This is a genomic window from Formosa haliotis (assembly GCF_001685485.1).
GTDB lineage: Bacteria > Bacteroidota > Bacteroidia > Flavobacteriales > Flavobacteriaceae > Formosa > Formosa haliotis.
Genome location: NZ_BDEL01000001.1, coordinates 2,281,514 through 2,302,347 on the forward strand (window position 1 = coordinate 2,281,514; position 20,834 = coordinate 2,302,347).

17 protein-coding genes and 1 pseudogene are annotated in these 20,834 nt (G+C 33.8%); 3 read left to right on the forward strand and 15 right to left on the reverse strand.

Going from position 1 to position 20,834, the window contains the following annotated elements:
* Positions 1–247 precede the first annotated feature (247 nt).
* Positions 248–1,792: an Rne/Rng family ribonuclease gene (locus A9D35_RS09410; RefSeq protein WP_066222079.1), complete on the forward strand. Its 1,545-nt coding sequence runs from the start codon at positions 248–250 to the stop codon at positions 1,790–1,792.
* A gap of 62 nt (positions 1,793–1,854) precedes the next feature.
* On the opposite strand, the gene A9D35_RS09415 is transcribed toward A9D35_RS09410, so the two are convergent.
* From A9D35_RS09415 to A9D35_RS09460, 11 genes and pseudogenes are all read right to left on the reverse strand, one after another.
* On the reverse strand, positions 1,855–2,163 hold the full coding sequence (locus tag A9D35_RS09415; RefSeq protein WP_066222082.1) for a helix-turn-helix domain-containing protein: 309 nt from the start codon (positions 2,161–2,163) through the stop codon (positions 1,855–1,857).
* Positions 2,147–2,422 (reverse strand): annotated as a pseudogene (locus tag A9D35_RS09420) (type II toxin-antitoxin system RelE/ParE family toxin); the annotation flags it as partial. The gene A9D35_RS09415 and the pseudogene A9D35_RS09420, both read right to left, overlap by 17 nt.
* A 412-nt stretch (positions 2,423–2,834) precedes the next feature.
* On the reverse strand, positions 2,835–3,872 hold the full coding sequence (locus tag A9D35_RS09425) for an aldo/keto reductase (RefSeq protein WP_066222085.1): 1,038 nt from the start codon (positions 3,870–3,872) through the stop codon (positions 2,835–2,837).
* Positions 3,873–3,882: 10 nt separating this feature from the next.
* Positions 3,883–6,063 (reverse strand): tetratricopeptide repeat protein, encoded by a 2,181-nt coding sequence (locus A9D35_RS09430; RefSeq protein WP_066222088.1) that lies wholly within the window; start codon positions 6,061–6,063, stop codon positions 3,883–3,885.
* A 354-nt stretch (positions 6,064–6,417) separates the two neighbouring features.
* Positions 6,418–7,128 carry a hypothetical protein gene (locus A9D35_RS09435; RefSeq protein WP_141675503.1) on the reverse strand — a complete coding sequence of 237 codons (711 nt, stop codon included), beginning with the start codon at positions 7,126–7,128 and terminating at the stop codon, positions 6,418–6,420.
* Positions 7,091–7,258 (reverse strand): hypothetical protein, encoded by a 168-nt coding sequence (locus A9D35_RS18690; protein WP_159427052.1) that lies wholly within the window; start codon positions 7,256–7,258, stop codon positions 7,091–7,093. The genes A9D35_RS09435 and A9D35_RS18690 overlap by 38 nt, the downstream gene beginning before the upstream one ends.
* Positions 7,259–7,314: 56 nt before the next feature.
* The gene (locus A9D35_RS09440; protein WP_066222093.1) at positions 7,315–7,821 is read right to left on the reverse strand and encodes a hypothetical protein; all 507 of its coding nucleotides are present in this window, start codon (positions 7,819–7,821) and stop codon (positions 7,315–7,317) included.
* Positions 7,822–7,980: 159 nt separating this feature from the next.
* Positions 7,981–8,712 (reverse strand): hypothetical protein, encoded by a 732-nt coding sequence (locus A9D35_RS09445; RefSeq protein ID WP_141675504.1) that lies wholly within the window; start codon positions 8,710–8,712, stop codon positions 7,981–7,983.
* A 3-nt stretch (positions 8,713–8,715) separates the two neighbouring features.
* A complete protein-coding gene (locus tag A9D35_RS09450; RefSeq protein ID WP_141675505.1) occupies positions 8,716–10,092 on the reverse strand; it encodes a hypothetical protein in 1,377 nt (458 codons plus the stop codon).
* Positions 10,093–10,899: 807 nt separating this feature from the next.
* Positions 10,900–11,859 carry an OmpA/MotB family protein gene (locus A9D35_RS09455; protein ID WP_066222103.1) on the reverse strand — a complete coding sequence of 320 codons (960 nt, stop codon included), beginning with the start codon at positions 11,857–11,859 and terminating at the stop codon, positions 10,900–10,902.
* A gap of 17 nt (positions 11,860–11,876) precedes the next feature.
* Entirely contained in the window at positions 11,877–12,635 is a 759-nt protein-coding gene (locus A9D35_RS09460; RefSeq protein ID WP_066222108.1) for an exodeoxyribonuclease III, read from the reverse strand.
* Positions 12,636–12,822: 187 nt separating this feature from the next.
* On the opposite strand from A9D35_RS09460, the gene A9D35_RS09465 reads away from it, so the two are divergent.
* Complete coding sequence (locus A9D35_RS09465; protein WP_066222110.1) at positions 12,823–16,227, forward strand: DUF8818 domain-containing protein; 3,405 nt, start codon at positions 12,823–12,825, stop codon at positions 16,225–16,227.
* Positions 16,228–16,528: 301 nt separating this feature from the next.
* Here the strand turns inward: A9D35_RS09465 and A9D35_RS09470 are convergent, their stop codons facing one another.
* The 4 genes from A9D35_RS09470 to A9D35_RS09485 form a co-directional block, all read right to left on the reverse strand.
* Complete coding sequence (locus tag A9D35_RS09470; RefSeq protein WP_083191778.1) at positions 16,529–17,497, reverse strand: polysaccharide lyase family 7 protein; 969 nt, start codon at positions 17,495–17,497, stop codon at positions 16,529–16,531.
* Positions 17,498–17,680: 183 nt separating this feature from the next.
* Complete coding sequence (locus A9D35_RS09475) at positions 17,681–18,037, reverse strand: helix-turn-helix domain-containing protein (RefSeq protein WP_066222116.1); 357 nt, start codon at positions 18,035–18,037, stop codon at positions 17,681–17,683.
* A 2-nt stretch (positions 18,038–18,039) separates the two neighbouring features.
* Positions 18,040–18,333 carry a type II toxin-antitoxin system HigB family toxin gene (locus tag A9D35_RS09480; protein ID WP_066222119.1) on the reverse strand — a complete coding sequence of 98 codons (294 nt, stop codon included), beginning with the start codon at positions 18,331–18,333 and terminating at the stop codon, positions 18,040–18,042.
* A 138-nt stretch (positions 18,334–18,471) separates the two neighbouring features.
* Positions 18,472–20,013 carry a glycine--tRNA ligase gene (locus A9D35_RS09485; RefSeq protein WP_066222122.1) on the reverse strand — a complete coding sequence of 514 codons (1,542 nt, stop codon included), beginning with the start codon at positions 20,011–20,013 and terminating at the stop codon, positions 18,472–18,474.
* 87 nt (positions 20,014–20,100) lie between these two features.
* Here A9D35_RS09485 and A9D35_RS09490 point away from each other — a divergent pair, with 87 nt between their 5' ends.
* Complete coding sequence (locus tag A9D35_RS09490) at positions 20,101–20,778, forward strand: ComF family protein (RefSeq protein ID WP_066222125.1); 678 nt, start codon at positions 20,101–20,103, stop codon at positions 20,776–20,778.
* The last annotated feature ends 56 nt before the right edge of the window (positions 20,779–20,834 follow it).

Genomic DNA, 20,834 nt, shown 5'->3' on the forward strand with positions numbered 1-20,834 from the left:
AATAATCCCAAAAAGTAGTTTTATATAACTACTTTTTTGGTTTTTAATAATTGTTCTTTGACATGAGTTTCCCCGCGTTATACCTTACGCAAACAAAGGAAACTCCACAGATTAAATCCTGTGAAAAAATAATGTATAATCCATCTATACAAATTAAGTTGTTAATTTATGGTTGTTGGTTTTAAGTAGTTTACCTAAACTTACAACTATAAATAACGACTAAAACGTATGGATAAAAATTAACGAAATGGATAAAGAATTGATCGTAAGATCTGGTCCCCAACATGTTGATTTTGCCTTATTAAAAGATGGAAAACTTATTGAATTACATAAAGACGAAGGAGGTAACAATTTTTCTGTTGGCGACGTGTTTATCGCCAAAATAAGAAAAACTGTTCCTGGATTAAACGCTGCTTTTGTAAATGTAGGCTACGATAAAGATGCCTTTTTACACTATCACGATTTAGGTCCAAAACTCCCTTCCCTTTTAAAATTCACAAAACGTGTAAGCACAGGTAAACTAAACGATTTCTATTTAAAAGATTTCCCGTTTGAAAAAGAGATTGACAAAGATGGTAGCATCGTAGATGTATTAAAATCTAACCAATCCCTACTGGTACAAATTGTAAAAGAACCTATTTCTACAAAAGGCCCTAGAATAAGCTCAGAGCTTTCTATTGCCGGTAGATATATTGTTCTTGTTCCTTTTTCCGACCGTATTTCAATATCACAAAAAATTGAAGACAAAGAAGAAAAAGACCGCCTTAAACGTCTGGTAAAAAGCATTACGCCTCCAGGCTTTGGTATTATTGTACGTACAGTAGCAGAAGGCAAGAAAGTTGCCGAGCTAGATAAAGACTTACAAAATTTGCTTGGTCGTTGGACTGCAATGTGTAAGAAACTTAACAAAGCACATCACCCTAGTAAAGTTTTAGGAGAATTAAACAAGGCTTCGTCTATTTTACGAGACATTTTTAATGACACCTTTACAAGCATACAGGTTGATGATGAAGAACTTTATCACCAAATTAAAGATTACGTGCAACTTATTGCACCTAAAAAAGAATCAATAGTTAAATTGTATCAGTCTAATGTTCCTATTTTTGAAAAATTTGGAGTAGAAAGACAAATTAAAACGTCGTTTGGAAAAACGGTTTCTATGGCAAAAGGTGCCTATTTGGTAGTAGAACACACCGAAGCGCTACATGTTATAGATGTGAACAGCGGAAACCGCTCTAACAAAGCCAATTCTCAAGAAGACACAGCACTAGAAGTAAATATGATTGCCGCCCAAGAGATAGCGAGACAACTTCGTTTACGCGATATGGGAGGTATTATAGTTGTCGATTTTATAGACATGACTAATGCTGAAAACAGAAAAACGCTCTACAATTATCTTCGTGAAGAAATGAAGGACGATAGAGCGAAACATAAAATATTACCTCCAAGTAAATTTGGATTGATACAGATTACAAGACAGCGTGTTCGCCCAGAAATGAACATAAAAACCAGAGAGGATAACCCTAATGGTGTAAAAGGCGAAGAAGTTGAAGCCCCAATAGTTTTGGTGCAAAAAATAACGCAAGAGCTTGAACGACTATTAAAAAAAGACTATAAAAAGTTGGTTTTAAACACACATCCTTTTATAGCGGCCTTCTTAACAAAAGGCTTTCCATCAATACGTTCAAAATGGTTTGTTGAACACAAAAAATGGGTGAAAATTATGCCCAGAGATGCTTACACATATCTAGAATACCACTTTTTTGACAAAGATGGTAATCAAATCAACTAATAAAAAAGCCTTACTTTAAATAAAGTAAGGCTTTTTTTATGCTTTAATCTTAATGATTTTAATTATTTAAATTTAATTGATATATCAAGATGACCTCCTAATCCATCATTAATAATTCTTTGTAAAGTCGAAAATCGAATATCTTTTAAATTTCTTTCTAATTTAGAAATATATGATTTGTTTGTTCCTGCAAGGTTTGCTAGTTGCTCTTGCGTAAGACCTTTATCTTCCCTCGCTTGCTGAATTAATACACCTAGTTTGAAAGCATCAAATTCAGTTTCAAATTCTTCTCGTAATTGAGTTCCTTTCACACCTATTTTTTCATCTATAAATTGATCAAGGCTTTTTAATGATTTATTCTTTACTTTCATAATACTCTTTTTTTATTTGTTCGGCTCTTTCAATTTCCTGTCTAGGTGTTTTTTGTGTTTTCTTTTGAAATCCTTGTCCCACCACAACAATATTGTCCAAATCAAAAAAACATAAAATTCTAAAAATGTTGTTTCCCACTTGCACTCTAATTTCATAAAGTCCAATAGTACCTTTAAGATGTTTTAAATAAATTTCTGGGATACGATCTAATTCTTCGATTATTTTTAATGTCCAAAGAATTTTCTTCTTTACTTTATCTGATTGATTTTCGTAAAAATTCTCAAAATAATCTTTAAAAAAGTAGAGCTCCCTTTTTTATCCATGATACAAATATACAAAAAGTAGCCTTATTGGACAACTTACTTATAAATATAATACCATGGGAATAATCCCTATAAATATTTGCCAAATTTTATAGAATCTTAATCGTTTAGTAGGCCTATTTAAAAGCATACAAACTACACCAATAAACATTGAAATGAAAAATAAAAAAGTGGGGCACATTTCACCTGAAAACATTCGAATATTCATTATAATACCGAAAGTGAAGTAACCTATTCCAATTAATGGCAAAGGTTCTATTAGCTTCCTTCTAAATAACATTAAAAACTACCTTCACTTAATATTCTTTTTAAATAATGAAGCTCAAAAGAAATTATTCATAAAAACCCTAAGTAGCAGGATTCGGAATATCTTCGTGTATTTTATTTATTTCAGCAATCAGCTCATCACTTAACTGCACATGTATGCTATCTATGTTTTCTTTTAACTGTTCTAGCTTTGAAGCTCCAATAATATTACTGGTTACAAAAGGTTGTTGTGTTACAAAAGCTAAAGCCATTTGTGCTAAACTCAACCCGTTATCTTGGGCTAATTTCAAATATGCAGTAGTTGCTTTCGTGCAATTTACACTACTATAACGTGCAAAACGCGGATATAAATTTAACCTCGAGTCCTCCCCTGCCTTGCCTTCTACATATTTCCCCGAAAGTACTCCAAATGCCATTGGCGAATAGGCTAGAAGTCCTAATCCTTCGCGCATAGCAATCTCTGCTAAATCACTTTCAAAAGTTCTATTTAATAAAGAATATGAATTTTGAATGGTTATTACTCTTGGTTTATTATTATACTTAGCCTCCTCTAAATAACGCATGGCACCCCAAGCTTTTTCGTTAGAAATTCCTATATTTCTAATTTTACCAGCCTTTTGGGCCTTCTCTAAACTATTTAAAACCTCGCTAAAATTATCGCCCCAAGGATCGTTTGGATTATGTTTATAATCTCGTGTTCCAAAAAAATTAGACTCGCGCTCTGGCCAATGTAATTGATACAAATCTATATAATCTGTTTGTAAGCGTTTTAAGCTATTATTAATAGCATTTTCTATAGCGTCTGGGGCAAAACCATTCGTTCTTATATGTGCTGTGTAATCTCCTGTCCCTGCAATTTTAGACCCCAAGACAATATCGCTACGTTTCCCCGTTTTCTTAAACCAGTTTCCTATAATACGCTCGGTTTCGGCATAGGTTTCTGCTTGGGCTGGCACAGGATATAATTCTGCTGTATCAAAGAAATTTACCCCCTGATCTACAGCATAATCCATTTGCTGAAATCCTTCGTCCTGGGTATTCTGGTTTCCCCAAGTCATGGTACCTAAACACAGTTTACTTACTTTTATATCGGTATGTGGTAAGGTCGTATATTTCATCTTATATTATTTACTGATTTAACTGTCCTTTTAAAACACTCATTATCATATCGCTCTCTTCAATATGGCCTTGTTCTCGATAAATTAAAGCCAATAAATATTGAAAATCTTGATTTCCAGGTTGAATTTTTAAAGCCTTAGCTATAATTTTTTCAGCCGGTTCGTACTGTTTGTTTTGATAATAATAGGTCGATAAATTATACATAGATCGCGCATCTGTAGGATCTAACTGAATCGCTTTTATTAAATCGGAAACAGCTGCATCGTTTTGCTTTAATTCGAAGTTTAACAGTGCTCTTAAATAATAAGGTCTACCTGCTTTTGGCTCCTTTTTCATCCAAGTGTTTAAGGTATTAAATGCTGCATTTGTATTACCTTTTAAACTGTATGCTGTTGCTAAATTAGAATAGACTGGCATTAACAAACTATCTTTTTTAAGAGCCATTTCGTAGTTTTTAATTGCATTATCTATATCATTATTTTGAAAATAATAATCCCCGAGCTGCAATCTACCGGTAGAAAAATCGGCATTAGTAAACATCATGGTTTCTAATTCATTTCTAGCTTTACTCAAGGTAGTCTGATCTATAGCCGATAAGGTTTGAGCATCAATTCCAGATACCAATTGCATAGCTCCAATTCTAACCAAACGTGTTGTATCGTTTAAATGTTTCGCCGCAATAGAAACACGATCTTGCGGACTCACTTGTCGTAATTTTTGAAGCGCACTATAGCGTACCATCGGCGATGGGTCGTCTAAACTTTTTAAAATCGCTTCAAACTGCTCTCTAGTTGTAATATTTATATTCTCTATTACGGTAGAACGTGCTATTGCCGGATAATTCAAATTATTTATAAAAGTATCTAATTGCTTGCGCTCTTGCGTCGAGATATCAGATTTATTACTAATTAATAATTGGTCTGAGAAGTGATCTGGTCTATCTGGACCATACCATTCTACAACTTGGTCTGCCGCCCATTTATCAGATTTATCTTGGTGGCATTGCGTACAAGCGTTAGGTGTACCATAGGCAACACTCTGGTCGGGTCTAGGCACTCTAAAACTATGATCGCGTCTGTAATCGTTACCCATATAAACAGCCCCCGTCATATGGCAATTTATACATCGTGAACCGTCTGTATCTTTTTCATGGAAATGATGTGAAGGTTCATTATAATTTGAGGTATGACATTGCAAACACAATCTGTTATCCTGAAATTTCACTTTTAAGGTATGCGGATCGTGGCAATCTGTACATCTTACACCTTCGTGATGCATTTTACTTTGAAGAAATGATCCGTACACATAATCTTCATCTTCAATTTGTCCGTCGCCATGATAAAAATCGCTGGAAATATTTTGAAGCATATACTGATCTTCATAATGTGTTCCCGGTATCATTTTTTCTGTAAGTCGAGCGCGTCTTGAGTGGCAAGGCGCACACATATTCATTTGGCTAAACTGAGAGTTCCCAGGAATTATATACATGTTTTCTGTATGGATACTGTCTTGAACATGTTCTGCCCAATACACATGTCGCTCGGCCGGACCATGGCAACTTTCGCAACTTACATTAATAACAGAATAGGTAGTATTAAAACTATCTGTTTCTACATCGTAATCTTTTTCTAAGTTAGTGGAATGACATTCGGCACACATGGTGTTCCAATTTTGTGCTGTTTCTGTCCAGTGCAACCAATCGTGCGGATCTAATTTATCGCCAGCATATTGATGGTACCATTTATTTTGATCGGAATCCCAAGTTACACGAAGCACTTGTTTTCTTCCTCTATCAAAATCTATTAAATATTGCTGAAGCGGTGTCACCCCAAACGTATAAGTTATTTCGTAATCGGCCTCGCTACCATCAATTTCTTTAATATGAACATTAAATTTACCATTGTCTTTTGTAAAATGATAAGATACACCATCTATTACAGTTTTCACATCGTTAAAATCGCCTAAAACAGTACTATCGTTAGCAACCTCCATGGCTAAATCATGATCGGACCCTTTCCAATCATCATACACCCCTTTATGGCATTCCATACATTGAGAATCTCCAACAAAGCCATCTTTATGTTTTAATTCTAATTGATCTATAGCAACGTAATCTGATTGCTTTGGTTTAGAGTTACAGGCGGATAATAGCAACAATCCAATTATCCAAAACGCCAGTTTTTTATACATGCTTTTCTTTTATTTAAGGCAGGACTAATTTAAGATTAATTTATAATTCTGCCTTATCTTTTACTTTCTTTATATTAACTATAAATAAGACGAGTTCTTGTATTCTAACCGCGATAGCTTACACGAACTCCGTTTTAAAATAATGAAATAATAGTGTTAAAGAGATGGAATTATATTGGATTCCTCTTATATACAATAAGCAGATATCCATTCTAGCGAAGACGCCCTCACAACCTCTAGAAATTGCAGATTCAGCGTAGTGAATCTTTTCGTGTGGTTTATTCTAAATTAAATCCTGAAATACAACCATATTGTCAATTAAACCTTATTCCCCTGCATAACCCTAATCTAAAATTACTCATCCACCACACGTTGCAACCGTACAGTAGTACCATTTTTATTTTTTACTTCTAGATATTTACGACCTTGTTTTACAATTTCTAAAGTATCTGTTTGATTCAATATTGGTAATCCCTCACCTTGATTTTGCATAAAAACAGAAATCTCATAATTATAATTTCTATCAACTATGAGGTTATATGGTTTATACCCTAAATTGGACAACATAAATTGTAGATTATTTTTTTCTTTTTTAAGCCTAAAAACAGCTACACCGCTATTATTCGCAGCAACACCACTATAACCATATTTTGACAAACTATCCTTATACATTACACTTGCTGCGGGAGGATCTAGCACTTTATGATTTAAATCGAACAAAACAAATTTTATGCAAATTGAATCTTTATTATTTCTCCAAATTTTGGAGATATGATATCCTATTTTTATTGGTTCTGTTAAATCGTAATTCAAAATTAATGAATCGTTTTTTATTTGATAATGACCTTTACCATATTTATCATCACCCAAACTCGCTCCTGAATGGTACTCAAAAATTCCATTTTTCTTAAAATCAAAGAAATTATAATGCTCTTGATTAGGCATTAAATTACTATATCTTCCTTCAATACTTTTTTGTCCATAAAACTGACTAAATGAACATAAAATGAATATTATAAAAACAGACTTAATCACACTTCGTTCCTTTCGCATTGCTATTTCCATTTTGCTCGTTTGTTAATGTTTTTGAGATATTTTGTCTATCGATTAAATTAGGAACCAAAGCTTTAAAAGCATCCGTTTCAGTAATAATATTACCACTAGAATCCACTTGAAATAACCCTCCTAAAGCCATGCTTCTATAATAAGCTAGTGGGATTTTAAATCCGATCTTACATCTGAGCCACTTATTTAATGGGATGTTATTGTAACTGCAACCTTGTACTTAACATATTTTGTTTTACTTATGTTATATAAAAAATAAACATCCTTAAAACTTAAAGGTTTTCCTGTATCCAGCTCTTTACCATTTATTTGCTTCCAGCCTTCTGTTTTAAACCAATTGTAATCTACTAATTTTAAATTTTGTAAATCGTAATCATCTAATTCTACAATTTCTTTAGATAAAATTCTAAATGTAAATTTAGGAACATGTATATTTAAATTATCCCTGCCACCTTCAGGGTCAAAATAATACCTCCCTTCTTTTTTAGCTATTCTAACTTCCTCTTGGTGATATTCGTATTCTTTTCTACCTAAAATGTTGATATATTCTAGGTTTTCATCAAAATTGCCAGGAATAAAATATTCACTGTTATTCTCATTAAGAACAAAATATACATCTTTTTGTTTTTGAGAAAATAAAATAAAAGGCAATACAATAATAATGGATATTAATATTTTTTTATTTACATTCATTAGTTCCCGAATTTCTATAATTTTCAATAACCCACGCTACCGCACGAAATCGCAGATTCAGCGTAGCTAATCCTTTCGTGTGGTTCATCCTAATTATATACTGAAATACAACTTAATTGTCAATTAAACTTTATTCCCCTGAATAACCCTAATCTAAAACTACTTATCTACCACACGTTGCAACCTTACAGTAGTACCATTTTTGTTTTTTACTTCTAAATATTTACGACCTTGTTTTACAATTTTTAAAGTATCTATTTGATTTAATATTGGTAATCCCTCTCCTTGATTTTGCATAAATACAGAAATCTCATAATTATAATTTCTATCTACTACCAGGTTATATGGTTTATACCCTAAATTGGACAACATAAATTGTAGATTATTTTTTTCTTTTTTAAGCCTAAAAACAGCTACACCGCTATTATTAGCAGCAACACCACTATAACCATATTTTGACAAACTATCCTTATACATTACACTTGCTGCGGGAGGATCTAGCACTTTATGATTTAAATCGAACAAAACAAATTTTATGCAAATTGAGTCTTTGTTATTTCTCCAAATTTTGGAGGTATGATATCCTGTTTTTATTGGTTCTGTTAAATCGTAATTTAAAATTAATGAATCGTTTTTTATTTGATAATGACCTTTACCATAATGGTTTTTTCCTAACTCTCCTTCCACATCCTTCTTAAAAATGCCATTTTCTATAAAGGTAAATCTTATACATGTTCCATTATCTACAACACCATCACAATAGCTGTAAGTATTATTTAATAGGCATTGCGAGAATACAGAAGTATGAAAGCCTAAAAACATTGAAAAAATGATTAAAATTCTAGTCACACTTTTCTCCTTTCGCATTTCTGTTTCCAATTGCTTCATCATTATTTATTTTTTAATATTATCTCTGTCATTTTCATTAGGAACTAATTCTTTAAAGGAATTTGTGTCTTCATAGATTGGATTTCCATTATTATCCAATAAAAAATTACCATTAACACCCTTTTTCACATTTACTAAGCCTGCAAAAGCCATACTTCTATAATAATCCCAACCCAAATTACCACCTGTTCCATATTCTATATCCCATGTTAACAAAGACATAGCAATTGCATCAACATACTGCCCCATAAACTCATGATGAAATTTATTTGAATTAATATCCGTAATGCCATTATCAATAGCATATTCCTCCATTTTATTTTTAAAATCTATTCCGTCCTCGAAGGTCAGCGCGTTACCATACCTCAAATTTAGATAGGCATGAACAATTTCATGTATCATAGTTCTTGCAATTGACAATTGTGTAGCATTTTTTAAATAAGAATCACTTATAGTAATTTTTCCTCCTGATGTACTTGCATTTTTGCCTTCACCGAGTGAATTATTTTGTATTGATAAATGAAAAATATCAGAATCATTAAACAACTTTAAAATAGCGTCAGAAAAAGTAAGAGTAATATTTTGGTTTGGATACATTATTTTCTGCAACAAATCTTTGTTTATCATTTCATTTTGAAGTTGAGTAAAAATACTTTTTGCACAGGGATCCGTCAAATCATTAATAATCCTATCTTCCAACAACCCAGTTGTTGGTCCACTAAGGCCGCCACCATATCCCCAAGTGTTACAGGCCACCTCGCACATATTTGAACCACCTCCAGAGCCATACAAATCTTCTAATCTTAAATAATTCAAATCTGTATTCTTCGGAGCCGTTATAACAACTTCACTTAAATTATTCATATTACACATACAATACGAATCTGACTTTTCATGTCCGCATAGAGACCGACATTCTGCACCATCGTCTCGACCCTGTGCTAAAGAAACATTATTCCCTGTTTCTTCATAAACATGGGTAATATCTCCGTTATAAACTCTAAATCCTTTTTTATAATGCCCTTCTAAATCTGACAATAATATCTGACCCGAAAAATTTTCTGTATCATATATCAAACTTGTATTCATATGCAGTACAACACTCTGCAAACTATCGTTTACTTTTAGTAATAATAACCTTGAATATAAATTTTTGTATTGGGTTGCAACAGGTACAACTGTTAGTTGCGCTTCAGTGTTCGTGATATTTTCTAAAGTTAAATTATCACTATAAATGGTGTCTATAAAAATTTCTTGACGTTGTTGGGAATTATCTTTAGTTTTTGATTCCGCTATAAATAACAATGCTTCTTTTTTAGATACTGTAGAAAAATGTTCGGTTTGTAGTTCTGGTGCAATTTCGGAATCTTTATCGCAACCCACGAATACCATTAATAGGCTTAAAAAATAAAAAAGTTGTTTAAATGAATTGTTTTTGGTTTTTGGTTTTTGGTTTTTGGTTTTTGGTTTTTGGTTTTCATAAGTATATATTAAATAATTAATAGCAAATTTGGGATAATAGGATTAAAATGGTTTGTCTACCTCATAAATTTCACAATTAGATTTTTACTAATTTTTATCAACTCCACTAGATATATCTCAAAATACACCTTTTTTAACTAATGTTTCGTTTTATTTTTAACATAATTACAACAAATAAAACGTATAACAAATGACAATTGTCATGTATTTCAGAAAATTATAAAAATTCATTTTGAACCCGATAGCGCGGACTTATAGTCCGTGCCATAAACATATTATTAAATCGGTAACCCCCGCTACCGCACGAAATCGCAGATTCAGCGTAGCTAATCCTTTCGTGTGATTCCTTCTAATTAAATCCCAAAATATTGAAAACAATTTAATTGTCAATTAAACTTTTTCCCCTAAATCATCTATAGCAATTCAATAATTCATCAAACTTAAAACCAAAAATCCAATAATCCCCAACCAAACAAACAGAGTCCACCAATTCCAGTAAAGCCAGAATGGGTGGACTCCGTTATAAACTATGAAAAAGTTTTTACTTATACCATTTCTCATTTAAAATAACCGTAATAAAACGCCCTTTTTTCCTTTCTATTTCAGAATAAAAAGAAACCGTAACTAAGGCTATGCTTTATTTTTATTCCTTATATAAAGAAAAAAATCATCATTTTCTTTTACGATAATTTCAAACAAAAACTGGTATTAAATATCATTTAACAGCTTAGAGATTTCGTCCAGTTTTGGGGTTAAAATCACTTCAATCCTACGGTTTTTGGCACGGCCTTCGGCTGTCGTATTAGTAGCTATTGGCGCGTATTCACCACGACCAGCAGCGGTTAAATTTTCAGGATTTATACCGTGATTTTCGCGTAAAATAGACACAATGGCTGTGGCACGTTTGGTAGACAAGTCCCAGTTTCCAGATAATTGTCCGCTGCCCGAATACGGCACATCGTCGGTATGACCTTCTATTAACACGGCAATATCTGGATTTTCGGATAAGACAGCGCCTAACTGCTCTACGGCGCGTCTCCCTTCGGCTCCTACAGCCCAGCTTCCCGAACTAAACAGCAACTTGTTTTCCATAGAAATATACACCTTGCCATCGCGTTGCTCTACGGTTAGTCCTTTTCCTTCAAAATCGGTTAAGGCTGCCGAAATAGCTTCCTTTAAAGCGTGCATGTGGGCATCCTTTTCGGCGATAACACGTTCCAATTCGGCCACACGTTGCGAACGGGCTTCCAGTTCTTTTTTAAGTTCGGCTAAGCGGGTGTTTTCTGCTGCCAAAGCTTGTTCTTTGGCTTCCAATTGGGCTAACAATTCGCGGTTTTGCTGTACGTTTCTAGCAATCGCATCGGAACTGTTTTTTTCTAATGCATCGTAAGAATTCTGTAAATTGTCGTGATTGGCTTTTAAAGCCTTATAATCGTTTTCCAGTTTGTTGCGTTGTGCTAAGGTTTCGTCGTATTGTTTTTGAAGCGCGTCCAAATCGGTTTCCAACTGCTTTTTAGCAGCTGTCAGCTCTAAATTTTCATCGCTTAACGTTTGATGTTCTTTTTTAAGCGCTTCGTGTCGCGCTTCCAAATCTTTATAAATTTTTGGCGACACACAGGCCGTAAGCATGCTAAAAGCTAAAACCGGTAGTATTAATTTGTTTGTCATTGTAAAGGTATTAGGGGTTATTCAATCTCTACTAAAATAGGACAATGGTCACTATGCTTAGCTTCTGGTAAAATAACGGCTCGTTTTAATCGATCTTTTAATGGCTCTGTAGCCATACAATAATCTATGCGCCACCCTTTATTGTTTGCGCGGGCATTGGCACGGTAACTCCACCAAGAATATTCTTGCTTTTCAGGATGTAAGTATCTAAAAGAATCTATAAATCCGCTATCTATAAATATTCCTAACCACTCGCGCTCTTCAGGTAAAAATCCAGATACACCTTTCATTTTCGGATTATGAATATCGATTTCTTCATGACAAATATTGTAATCGCCGCACACAATTAAATTAGGATGTTGCTCTCGAAGTTCGTTTAAATATTCATGAATCATATTCATATATTCAAATTTATGAGCTAAGCGATCGTCATTGGTCCCCGAAGGCAAATACATACTCATTACCGAAACATCGTCAAAATCGGCACGAATATTTCTACCTTCAAAATCCATCGATTCTATTCCTGTGCCAAATTCAACGTGATTAGGTTGTACTTTACTTAAAATTGCAACACCACTATATCCCTTTTTTTGAGCACTAAACCAATAGCTATACTTATAACCTGCTTCGGTAAACACATCTAAATCTAACTGATCTTCGTTAGCTTTAATTTCCTGCAAACAAATAACATCTGGACTTGCACTTTTTAACCACTCTATGAAACCTTTTTTTATTGCGGCGCGAATACCGTTTACGTTGTAAGAAATTATCTTCATTTTATTTTTTTATTGCTCTGTTATATCAATATTTACTGCCAATATGCGTTAATTTAACACAACATGCTTATTTGTTTTAGAATTTCAGCTAAAATAAATAATGCGTTACTTTTACACTATTAATTTAAAGACCTTTTAACACAATTAAAACTAACCCATTTTTAGACTGCACGCGTTTTTATACCACATGAAATTTGTAATAACCTTAATCTGTATTTGTTTTAGCCTTTGTGTGTTTTCGCAAGAGCCCAATACCAATTACAAAACAATAAAGGTTGCTGTTAAAGATACCATTGTTATTGATAGCGTGAGTATAAACCCAAGTTGGTTTACCTTAAAAACAACAACAAACCAAGTAATAGACAGCAGTTTATATACGATTGATTTCCCGAAGGCCTTACTAACATTTAAACACCCCATTGCATCAGACTCGGTTGAAATCTCTTATTTAAAATTTCCAGATTTTTTAACCAAAACCTATAAACTGCTGGACGACAGTATTATTCTTTCTGATATTAATAATCAGCAGAAATTATACAAACTCTCGCAACCCTCGAGTACAAAAAAATATGTGCCTTTTGATGGGCTTTCAACTTCGGGAAGTATATCGCGAGGTGTAACCGTAGGAAATAATCAAAACTCGGTTTTAAACAGCGAATTAGATTTACAAATTACAGGAAAATTAAACGACAAAATATCCATTCGCGCTTCTATTCAAGATGCAAACATACCACTACAAGAAAGTGGCTATTCGCAACGTTTAGATGAATTTGACCAAGTATTTATTGAAATTTTTAGCGATACTTGGAATGTTCGTACGGGCGATGTCGATTTATTAAACACCAAAACATATTTTGCCAACTTTAGCAAACGTGTTCAAGGACTATCTATAAACGGGACTTTTAATCACGACAATTCTAAAACCGAAGTCTTTGCTGCTGGTGCTCTTGTTCGTGGGCAGTTTACCAGAAGTCAGTTTACTGCTCAAGAAGGCAACCAAGGGCCCTATAAATTAAAAGGTCCTAACGACGAACTTTTCGTGCTTATTGTTTCTGGTAGCGAAACCGTTTCTGTAAACGGTATTCCGTTAGAGCGTGGCGAAAACAACGATTATATTATCGACTATAATGCTGGTGAAATTATTTTTAATTCTACGTTTCCGGTAACATCCGAAATGCGAATTACGGTCGATTTTCAATATAGCGAGCGAAATTACTCCCGATTAATTGGGTATGGTGGCGGACGCCATGGCAGTGAAAAATTTAGTATTGGAGCCTCGGTATATAGCGAAAGTGATTCTAAAAACAACCCGTTGCAGCAGAATTTATCGTCAGATCAGGTTGAAATTTTATCTGATGCGGGTGACGACACTAGTAAAATGATTGCTCCTTCGGCAACACCTGAACCCTATAACGAAAATCGAATTTTATATAAAGAGGAAGTTATAAATGACGAAACGATATATGTGTTTTCTAACGATCCTGATGATGAATTATACAGTGTAAAATTTAGTTTAATTGGCGATAATCTGGGAAATTACGTTTTAAGCAATATAAACGCCATTAATAATATTTACGAATATGTGCCTCCTATAAACGGCATACCTCAAGGTAATTATGCTCCAGTTTCTCGATTGGTGGCTCCAACAAAACTTCAGATTGCGGTTGTAAACGGCCGTTATAACCCCACTAAAAAAACCGATATTTATTTTGAAGGCGCCGGAAGTAAAAATGATTTAAATTTATTTTCTGATTTAGATGATGATGATAATGATGGTTTTGCCGGAAAACTAAAAATAACCCAAAATATAATTGAACAAGATAGTTTGTGGAAGTTAGATGCTTTTGCCGATTTCGATTATGTGGAACAGAATTTTAAAACTATAGAACGGCTTTATAACACAGAATTTAATAGAGATTGGAATATTGAAAACCCGATTGGGAACCAAAAACTTTTAGTATCTGGATTTCAGCTTCAATTACCCGAAAAAGTGTTTTTTAATTATCAGTTCGAACACCTAAGTTATCAAAATAATTTTAACGGAAATCGGCATGTTGCTCGTGGACATCTACATTTAAACAATTTTCATTTTTTTACGAATTCCAGCTATTTAGACTCCAAATCGAACACTAACACCTCATCATTTTTACGATCTTCTAACACCGCAACGTATAGTTTAGGCAAAAGTTGGATTGGTACAAAATTGGCGATAGAAGACAATCAGCAAAAAGCGGTAATCACCGAAACCTACCTTCCGGCCAGTCAGAAATTTAAAAGTTACGAAGTATTTACAGGAATTGGCGATAGCACAAAAATATTTGCAGAAATAGGTTTTAAACACCGTGTAAACGACAGTTTAAGAAATAATAATTTGCAACATGTAAACACATCGAAAACCTATTATTTAGACTCTAGAATTATTCAGAATAGCAATACAAATTTATCGCTTTATGTAAATTACAGAACGCTAGAAAATGTAAATGAAGACAACGAGCAGTCTTTAAATTCTCGATTAATTTATAACCAAAGTTTCTTTAAACATTTGGTGCAATGGAACACTATTTTTGAAACCAATTCGGGAACGCTACCGCAACAAGAATTTACCTATGTAGAAGTAGAACCTGGTCAAGGGGCTTACACTTGGATTGATTATAATGGCAATGGTATTCAGGAATTAGAAGAATTTGAATTGGCTCAATTTCAGGATGAAGGGAAGTACATTCGCGTGTTATTACCCAACCAAATTTACATAAAAACGCATCAAAATAGATTTAGCCAAACCCTAACATTGAATCCGCAACAATGGAATAATTCCGAATCTACATTTAAATCGATATTATCTCATTTTTACAATCAGACGGCTTATTTAATCGATAGAAAAACAAAACCCGACGGTAGTAACTTTCAAATAAATCCTTTTGAAAACGACGAAGAGAATCAGCTTGGCTTACAATTAAACATAAGAAACGTCCTCTTTTTTAATCGTGGGAAACAGCATTACACCACCTCGTATACCTATTTAAAAAACAGAGCACGAAATATATTAACCATTGGTTTTATAGAGAATAATTTAAAAAGTCATCAGTTAAATTTCAATCATAAATTTGCCGAAAGTTGGCTGGTTACACTGTTAGGAAGTTTAAGTACTACAGAGAGCATTAGTGAAAATTATGTGAGTAAAAATTTCAATATCGATGAAACGCAGTTTAACCCTAAGGTTACCTATTTACTAAATGAGAATGTGCGCTTCGATGTATTTTATCAGTTTACAAATAAGGAAAATACTATTGGAAGTTTTGAAACTTTAGAACAACAAAAATACGGGACATCTTTTGCTGTTTCTAACGTGCAAAAATCGGCAATTAGTGGCGAATTTAATTATTTCTCTAATGCTTATTCTGGAAACGCGAATACACCTGTAGCTTACCAAATGCTAGAAGGGTTGCAACCTGGAAAAAACTTTACTTGGACCCTATTGATTCAGAAAAAAATAACGAAGTTTTTAGATTTAAATCTATCTTATTTTGGACGAAAAACAGAAACCAGTAAAAGTATTCATACAGGAAATGTACAATTAAAGGCTTATTTTTAAAACAACAGAGCCTAAACAATATTAAGTATTTAGACTCCATTAAGTTCAGTGGAAATGAGAACTTCTCAAATTTAAAACTTATTTTCGGGGCCTAATTACGGGAAAACCGTAATTATAAAAGAATTATTAATTTAATAAAAAACAAGCTTTTATCTCCTCGAGTTTATCAATTCTTAGATTTTAACTACAAATAAGTTCCTACATAACGGATTTGCACGCTTACACTTAACATTTTTAGAATAGAAACTTTTAAAAATCGCCCTCTATTTTCAAAATATTATTCCGCCCAGCGGATATAAGTTTACAACTTGCTATGCGATTTTTCTAAGGCGTAGAACGTTGCTTGCACATAATCGTCGGCATCGCCTGTATTGTTTTGGTTATAAACACCTGCTTTAAAATACATGTATTGACCACCTACGTTATAACCGCTATTTTTCATGTCTACTGTTTTAACCACATCGGCTTTACCTTCTCTAGAAATGGTAACAGTAAGCGCATCGCCTTCTACATGAATGGTATAGCTAAATTTCTCATCTAACGCAATCCCATCGGCAGGGTTACTTGCGCTATTGCTGCGCGAACCTATCATTTCGTGCCATTGTTCACTACCATTACCATCGGTTGGTTCGTGGGCAAAATATATAGACCCTAAGGTATTATTTTTTAATTTTCGGTAATAAATACGTACAGGTTCATCATCGTTGGCATGAATTTGTCCAACAATTACGCGTCCCACCTGGCTACTATTACCCGTTGTTGTTACATGGTTTACAGCCAAGGTAGCGCGCATTTCACCATCAAATCCATGGGCCGCTTTTATATCGGCTTCGGGAGCGGTTCCAAACACCCAATTATTTTTAGTAACACCTTGGGTAGGAATACTAGTGTTAGTACCTCGTAACATTTCACGCAGTTCGACACGTGTATACGATGTGTTTTCTGATGTTTTCACACCTTCTACTGGGCATTTAAACACCATACCAGAGTCTTCTGCACTATAAAAATAGGAGCTGTTTTCGTAATTTCTATTTAGCTCGGCTACTGTAATCGTCCTAGCTGTTCCGTTTCCTTTATCTACCGGTATGCTTAAATTCCAAGTAGACAAATCGAAATTTTCTGCTGGAGTCCCTACTGAGTCATCATCCTCTTCTGGATTTATTGGCGTATCATCTTGTTCTGTGTCTACATGGTCATCCTCTGATTGACTACAACTAGTCGATATTGAAACAAAGAAAATAAATGCTAATAAATAGGTCATAAATTTCATAAAAAACGCTTTAAAATAAAATCTTACAAAGATAGGCAAATTGGTCAACCAATATATGTGCCAATATGTTATATTTTTACAAAAAAGATGATTTAATCCTTTACGATATTGGTGTTTATTAATGCTAGTTCAACAATTAAAAAGGAAACTTAAAATTCTAAGCTGGAAACCCAACAGTACCGATTAATAATCTTGTATTAAAACTTCAGTTGGAATATGAAGCGTCTTATTTAATTTTCTAATCATATCTAAAGTCAGTTTTCGTTTTTTATTTAAAACCTCACTTACTCGACTCTTAAATCCCACAAGCTCTGCCAAATCTTTTTGTTTCATCCCCATTTGTTCCATTCTAAACTTAATAGCTTCAATTGGATCTGGCATCCCTATTGGAAAATGTTCGTTTTCAAATCGGTCTATTAAGATTGAAAGAATTTCAAGTTCATCTCCTTCTTTCGTATCCTTCTTAGCATCAAATATATCTTCTAGTCTTTCCAGAGCATTTTGATAGTCTTCTTCGTTTCTAATAGGTTTTATATTCATAATTAGATATTATTTGCATCAATTTTATCATATTCGGCGTGACTCCATATAAATCTTACCCAACATATTTGGTATTCAAAATTAAACTTCACTATTAATCGATAATTATTACCCTTGATATTGTAAACTATACGGTTGTCTTTTAGAATACTTGCACTAGGATATTCTTTTTTTAATTCATTAATCGTATGCCATTCTGATTTTTCTGTTTCTCTATACCAGGATTTTAGCTGCTCTTCGCAATCAGCATGCTTTTCCCAAAAATCTCGTAAAGTTCGTTTTGCAATTACTCTCACTTTATTAATATTTTATACAAATACAACAATAAAAGTTACCGTTTTGGTAACTTTTATAAGTAAACTTACAAAAAAACCTCAAGCTTCAACTTGAGGTTTTTAAAAAATATACCAATTGGTATTATATGTTATATTAAACTACATTTTCATTAACCAAGTACGCACATCTACTGCTTCTTTAATAATCGTACGAAGTTCTTCTATTTTCACACGTTTTTGCTCCATGGTATCTCTGTAACGAATGGTAACCGTATTGTCTTCTAAAGTATCGTGGTCTACAGTGATACAAAACGGCGTACCATTTGCATCTTGTCTGCGGTAACGTCTACCCACTGCGTCTTTTTCGTCGTAATCCACATTGAAATCCCATTTTAAATCTTCAACAATTTTACGAGCAACATCTGGTAAACCGTCCTTTTTAACCAATGGTAAAATGGCAGCTTTTACTGGTGCTAAAACTGCTGGTAATTTTAAAACGGTACGTGTGGTATTATTATCTAATTCTTCTTCTACTAAAGAATTCGAGAATACGGCCAAAAACATACGGTCTAGACCAATAGAAGTTTCTACCACGTAAGGCACATAACTCTTATTTTCTTCGTGATCGAAATATTGTAATTTTTTACCAGAGTGTTTTTCGTGCTGACTTAAATCGAAGTCTGTTCTAGAATGAATACCTTCCAATTCTTTAAATCCGAATGGGAATTTAAATTCAATATCGGCAGCAGCATCAGCGTAATGCGCTAATTTATCATGATCGTGAAAACGGTAATTATCCTCGCCCATTCCTAAAGATAGATGCCATTTTAAACGGGTTTGTTTCCAAGACTCGTACCACTCTTTTTGGGTTCCCGGTTTTACAAAAAATTGCATTTCCATTTGCTCAAATTCACGCATACGGAAAATAAACTGTCTTGCAACAATCTCGTTACGGAATGCTTTTCCGGTTTGTGCAATCCCGAAAGGAATTTTCATTCGTCCCGTTTTTTGAACGTTCAAGAAATTCACAAAAATACCTTGAGCCGTTTCCGGACGTAAATATAAGTCCATCGCTGTATCTGCAGAAGCCCCTAATTTTGTTCCAAACATTAAATTAAATTGCTTCACATCGGTCCAATTTCTAGAACCAGTTAACGGACATGCAATTTCCAACTCTTCTATAAGGGCTTTAACATCAGCTAAATCTTCAGCTTCTAAAGATTTTCCCATACGTGTTAAAATACCATCGATTTTCTCTTGGTATCCTACAACACGTCCATTTGTACTTACAAATTCTTCTTTATTAAAAGCGTCTCCAAAACGTTTTTCAGCTTTCTTAACTTCCTTATCTATTTTCGCTTCTATTTTCGCACAATAGTCTTCTATTAAAACATCGGCTCTATAGCGCTTTTTAGAATCTTTATTATCTATTAATGGATCGTTAAAGGCATCGACATGGCCAGAGGCTTTCCAAGTGGTTGGATGCATAAATATTGCAGCATCTATACCTACAATATTTTCATGCATTTGCACCATGGCTTTCCACCAATAGTCGCGTATATTTTTCTTTAACTCCACACCGTTTTGTGCGTAATCGTATACTGCACTTAAACCGTCGTAAATTTCACTGCTCTGAAACACATAACCGTATTCCTTAGCATGCGAAATTACCTTCTTAAATTGATCATCTTGATTTGCCATGCTGCAAAAATATAAAACGCTTGAAATCTACACGTATCTTTTATTTAAAGTATTGTAAAATTTTGTAATTTAAAGTTTTTGTGGGTTATGTTTGGAGCCATTTTCAATATTTTCTTTCCTAAAGTATGCTACAGCTGCCAGAATGTTATGGCAGATGGCGAGCAAATTTTGTGTACCGATTGCCGACATCATTTACCGGTAACTCAATTTCATTTTAATAAAGATGCTAGTGTTTCTAAAATTTTCTACGGAAGAGTTAAAATTGAAAATGCTACGGCCTTATTGCGTTTCGAAAAAAAAGGCTTAACCCAAAAATTGATACATCAGCTTAAATACAAAGGTCAAGAACCCATAGGAACATTTTTGGGCGATTGGCTAGGTGGTGAATTACAGACTCTAGACGCATATAAATCTATAAACCTTGTTATCCCAGTTCCTTTACATAAAAAGAAACTCAGAAAACGGGGCTACAACCAAGTCGCTAAGTTTGGCAGGCAATTGGCCGAAGCGCTTCATGCCGAATATGTAGACGATGTTCTTATTAAAATCACCAATACAAACTCGCAGGTTTCAAAAAACAGATTGTCGCGTTGGGCAAACTCCGATACCATTTTTAGCATCCAAAATCTAGAAAAGATTAACAACAAACACATTTTATTAGTCGACGATATTATTACCACTGGCGCAACTATGGAGGCTTGTGTTACCTTACTTCAGTCTGGAAAAAATGTTAAAATAAGCCTCGCCGCTATGGCAATTGCTTAAAGTGTTTTTAGATACTGCCAAATAAGTTGTTTCTTTGCGTAAATTCTAATTGCATA

Excerpts from the sequence above, each read along its gene's own strand:
- A9D35_RS09410 (WP_066222079.1), top strand. The coding sequence starts at position 248 with ATGGATAAAGAATTGATCGTAAGATCTGGTCCCCAACATGTTGATTTT.
- A9D35_RS09415 (WP_066222082.1), bottom strand. The coding sequence starts at position 2,163 with ATGAAAGTAAAGAATAAATCATTAAAAAGCCTTGATCAATTTATAGAT.
- A9D35_RS09425 (WP_066222085.1), bottom strand. The coding sequence starts at position 3,872 with ATGAAATATACGACCTTACCACATACCGATATAAAAGTAAGTAAACTG.
- A9D35_RS09430 (WP_066222088.1), bottom strand. The coding sequence starts at position 6,063 with ATGTATAAAAAACTGGCGTTTTGGATAATTGGATTGTTGCTATTATCC.
- A9D35_RS09435 (WP_141675503.1), bottom strand. The coding sequence starts at position 7,128 with ATGGAAATAGCAATGCGAAAGGAACGAAGTGTGATTAAGTCTGTTTTT.
- A9D35_RS18690 (WP_159427052.1), bottom strand. The coding sequence starts at position 7,258 with ATGGCTTTAGGAGGGTTATTTCAAGTGGATTCTAGTGGTAATATTATT.
- A9D35_RS09440 (WP_066222093.1), bottom strand. The coding sequence starts at position 7,821 with ATGAATGTAAATAAAAAAATATTAATATCCATTATTATTGTATTGCCT.
- A9D35_RS09445 (WP_141675504.1), bottom strand. The coding sequence starts at position 8,712 with ATGATGAAGCAATTGGAAACAGAAATGCGAAAGGAGAAAAGTGTGACT.
- A9D35_RS09455 (WP_066222103.1), bottom strand. The coding sequence starts at position 11,859 with ATGACAAACAAATTAATACTACCGGTTTTAGCTTTTAGCATGCTTACG.
- A9D35_RS09460 (WP_066222108.1), bottom strand. The coding sequence starts at position 12,635 with ATGAAGATAATTTCTTACAACGTAAACGGTATTCGCGCCGCAATAAAA.
- A9D35_RS09465 (WP_066222110.1), top strand. The coding sequence starts at position 12,823 with ATGAAATTTGTAATAACCTTAATCTGTATTTGTTTTAGCCTTTGTGTG.
- A9D35_RS09470 (WP_083191778.1), bottom strand. The coding sequence starts at position 17,497 with ATGAAATTTATGACCTATTTATTAGCATTTATTTTCTTTGTTTCAATA.
- A9D35_RS09475 (WP_066222116.1), bottom strand. The coding sequence starts at position 18,037 with ATGAATATAAAACCTATTAGAAACGAAGAAGACTATCAAAATGCTCTG.
- A9D35_RS09485 (WP_066222122.1), bottom strand. The coding sequence starts at position 20,013 with ATGGCAAATCAAGATGATCAATTTAAGAAGGTAATTTCGCATGCTAAG.
- A9D35_RS09490 (WP_066222125.1), top strand. The coding sequence starts at position 20,101 with ATGTTTGGAGCCATTTTCAATATTTTCTTTCCTAAAGTATGCTACAGC.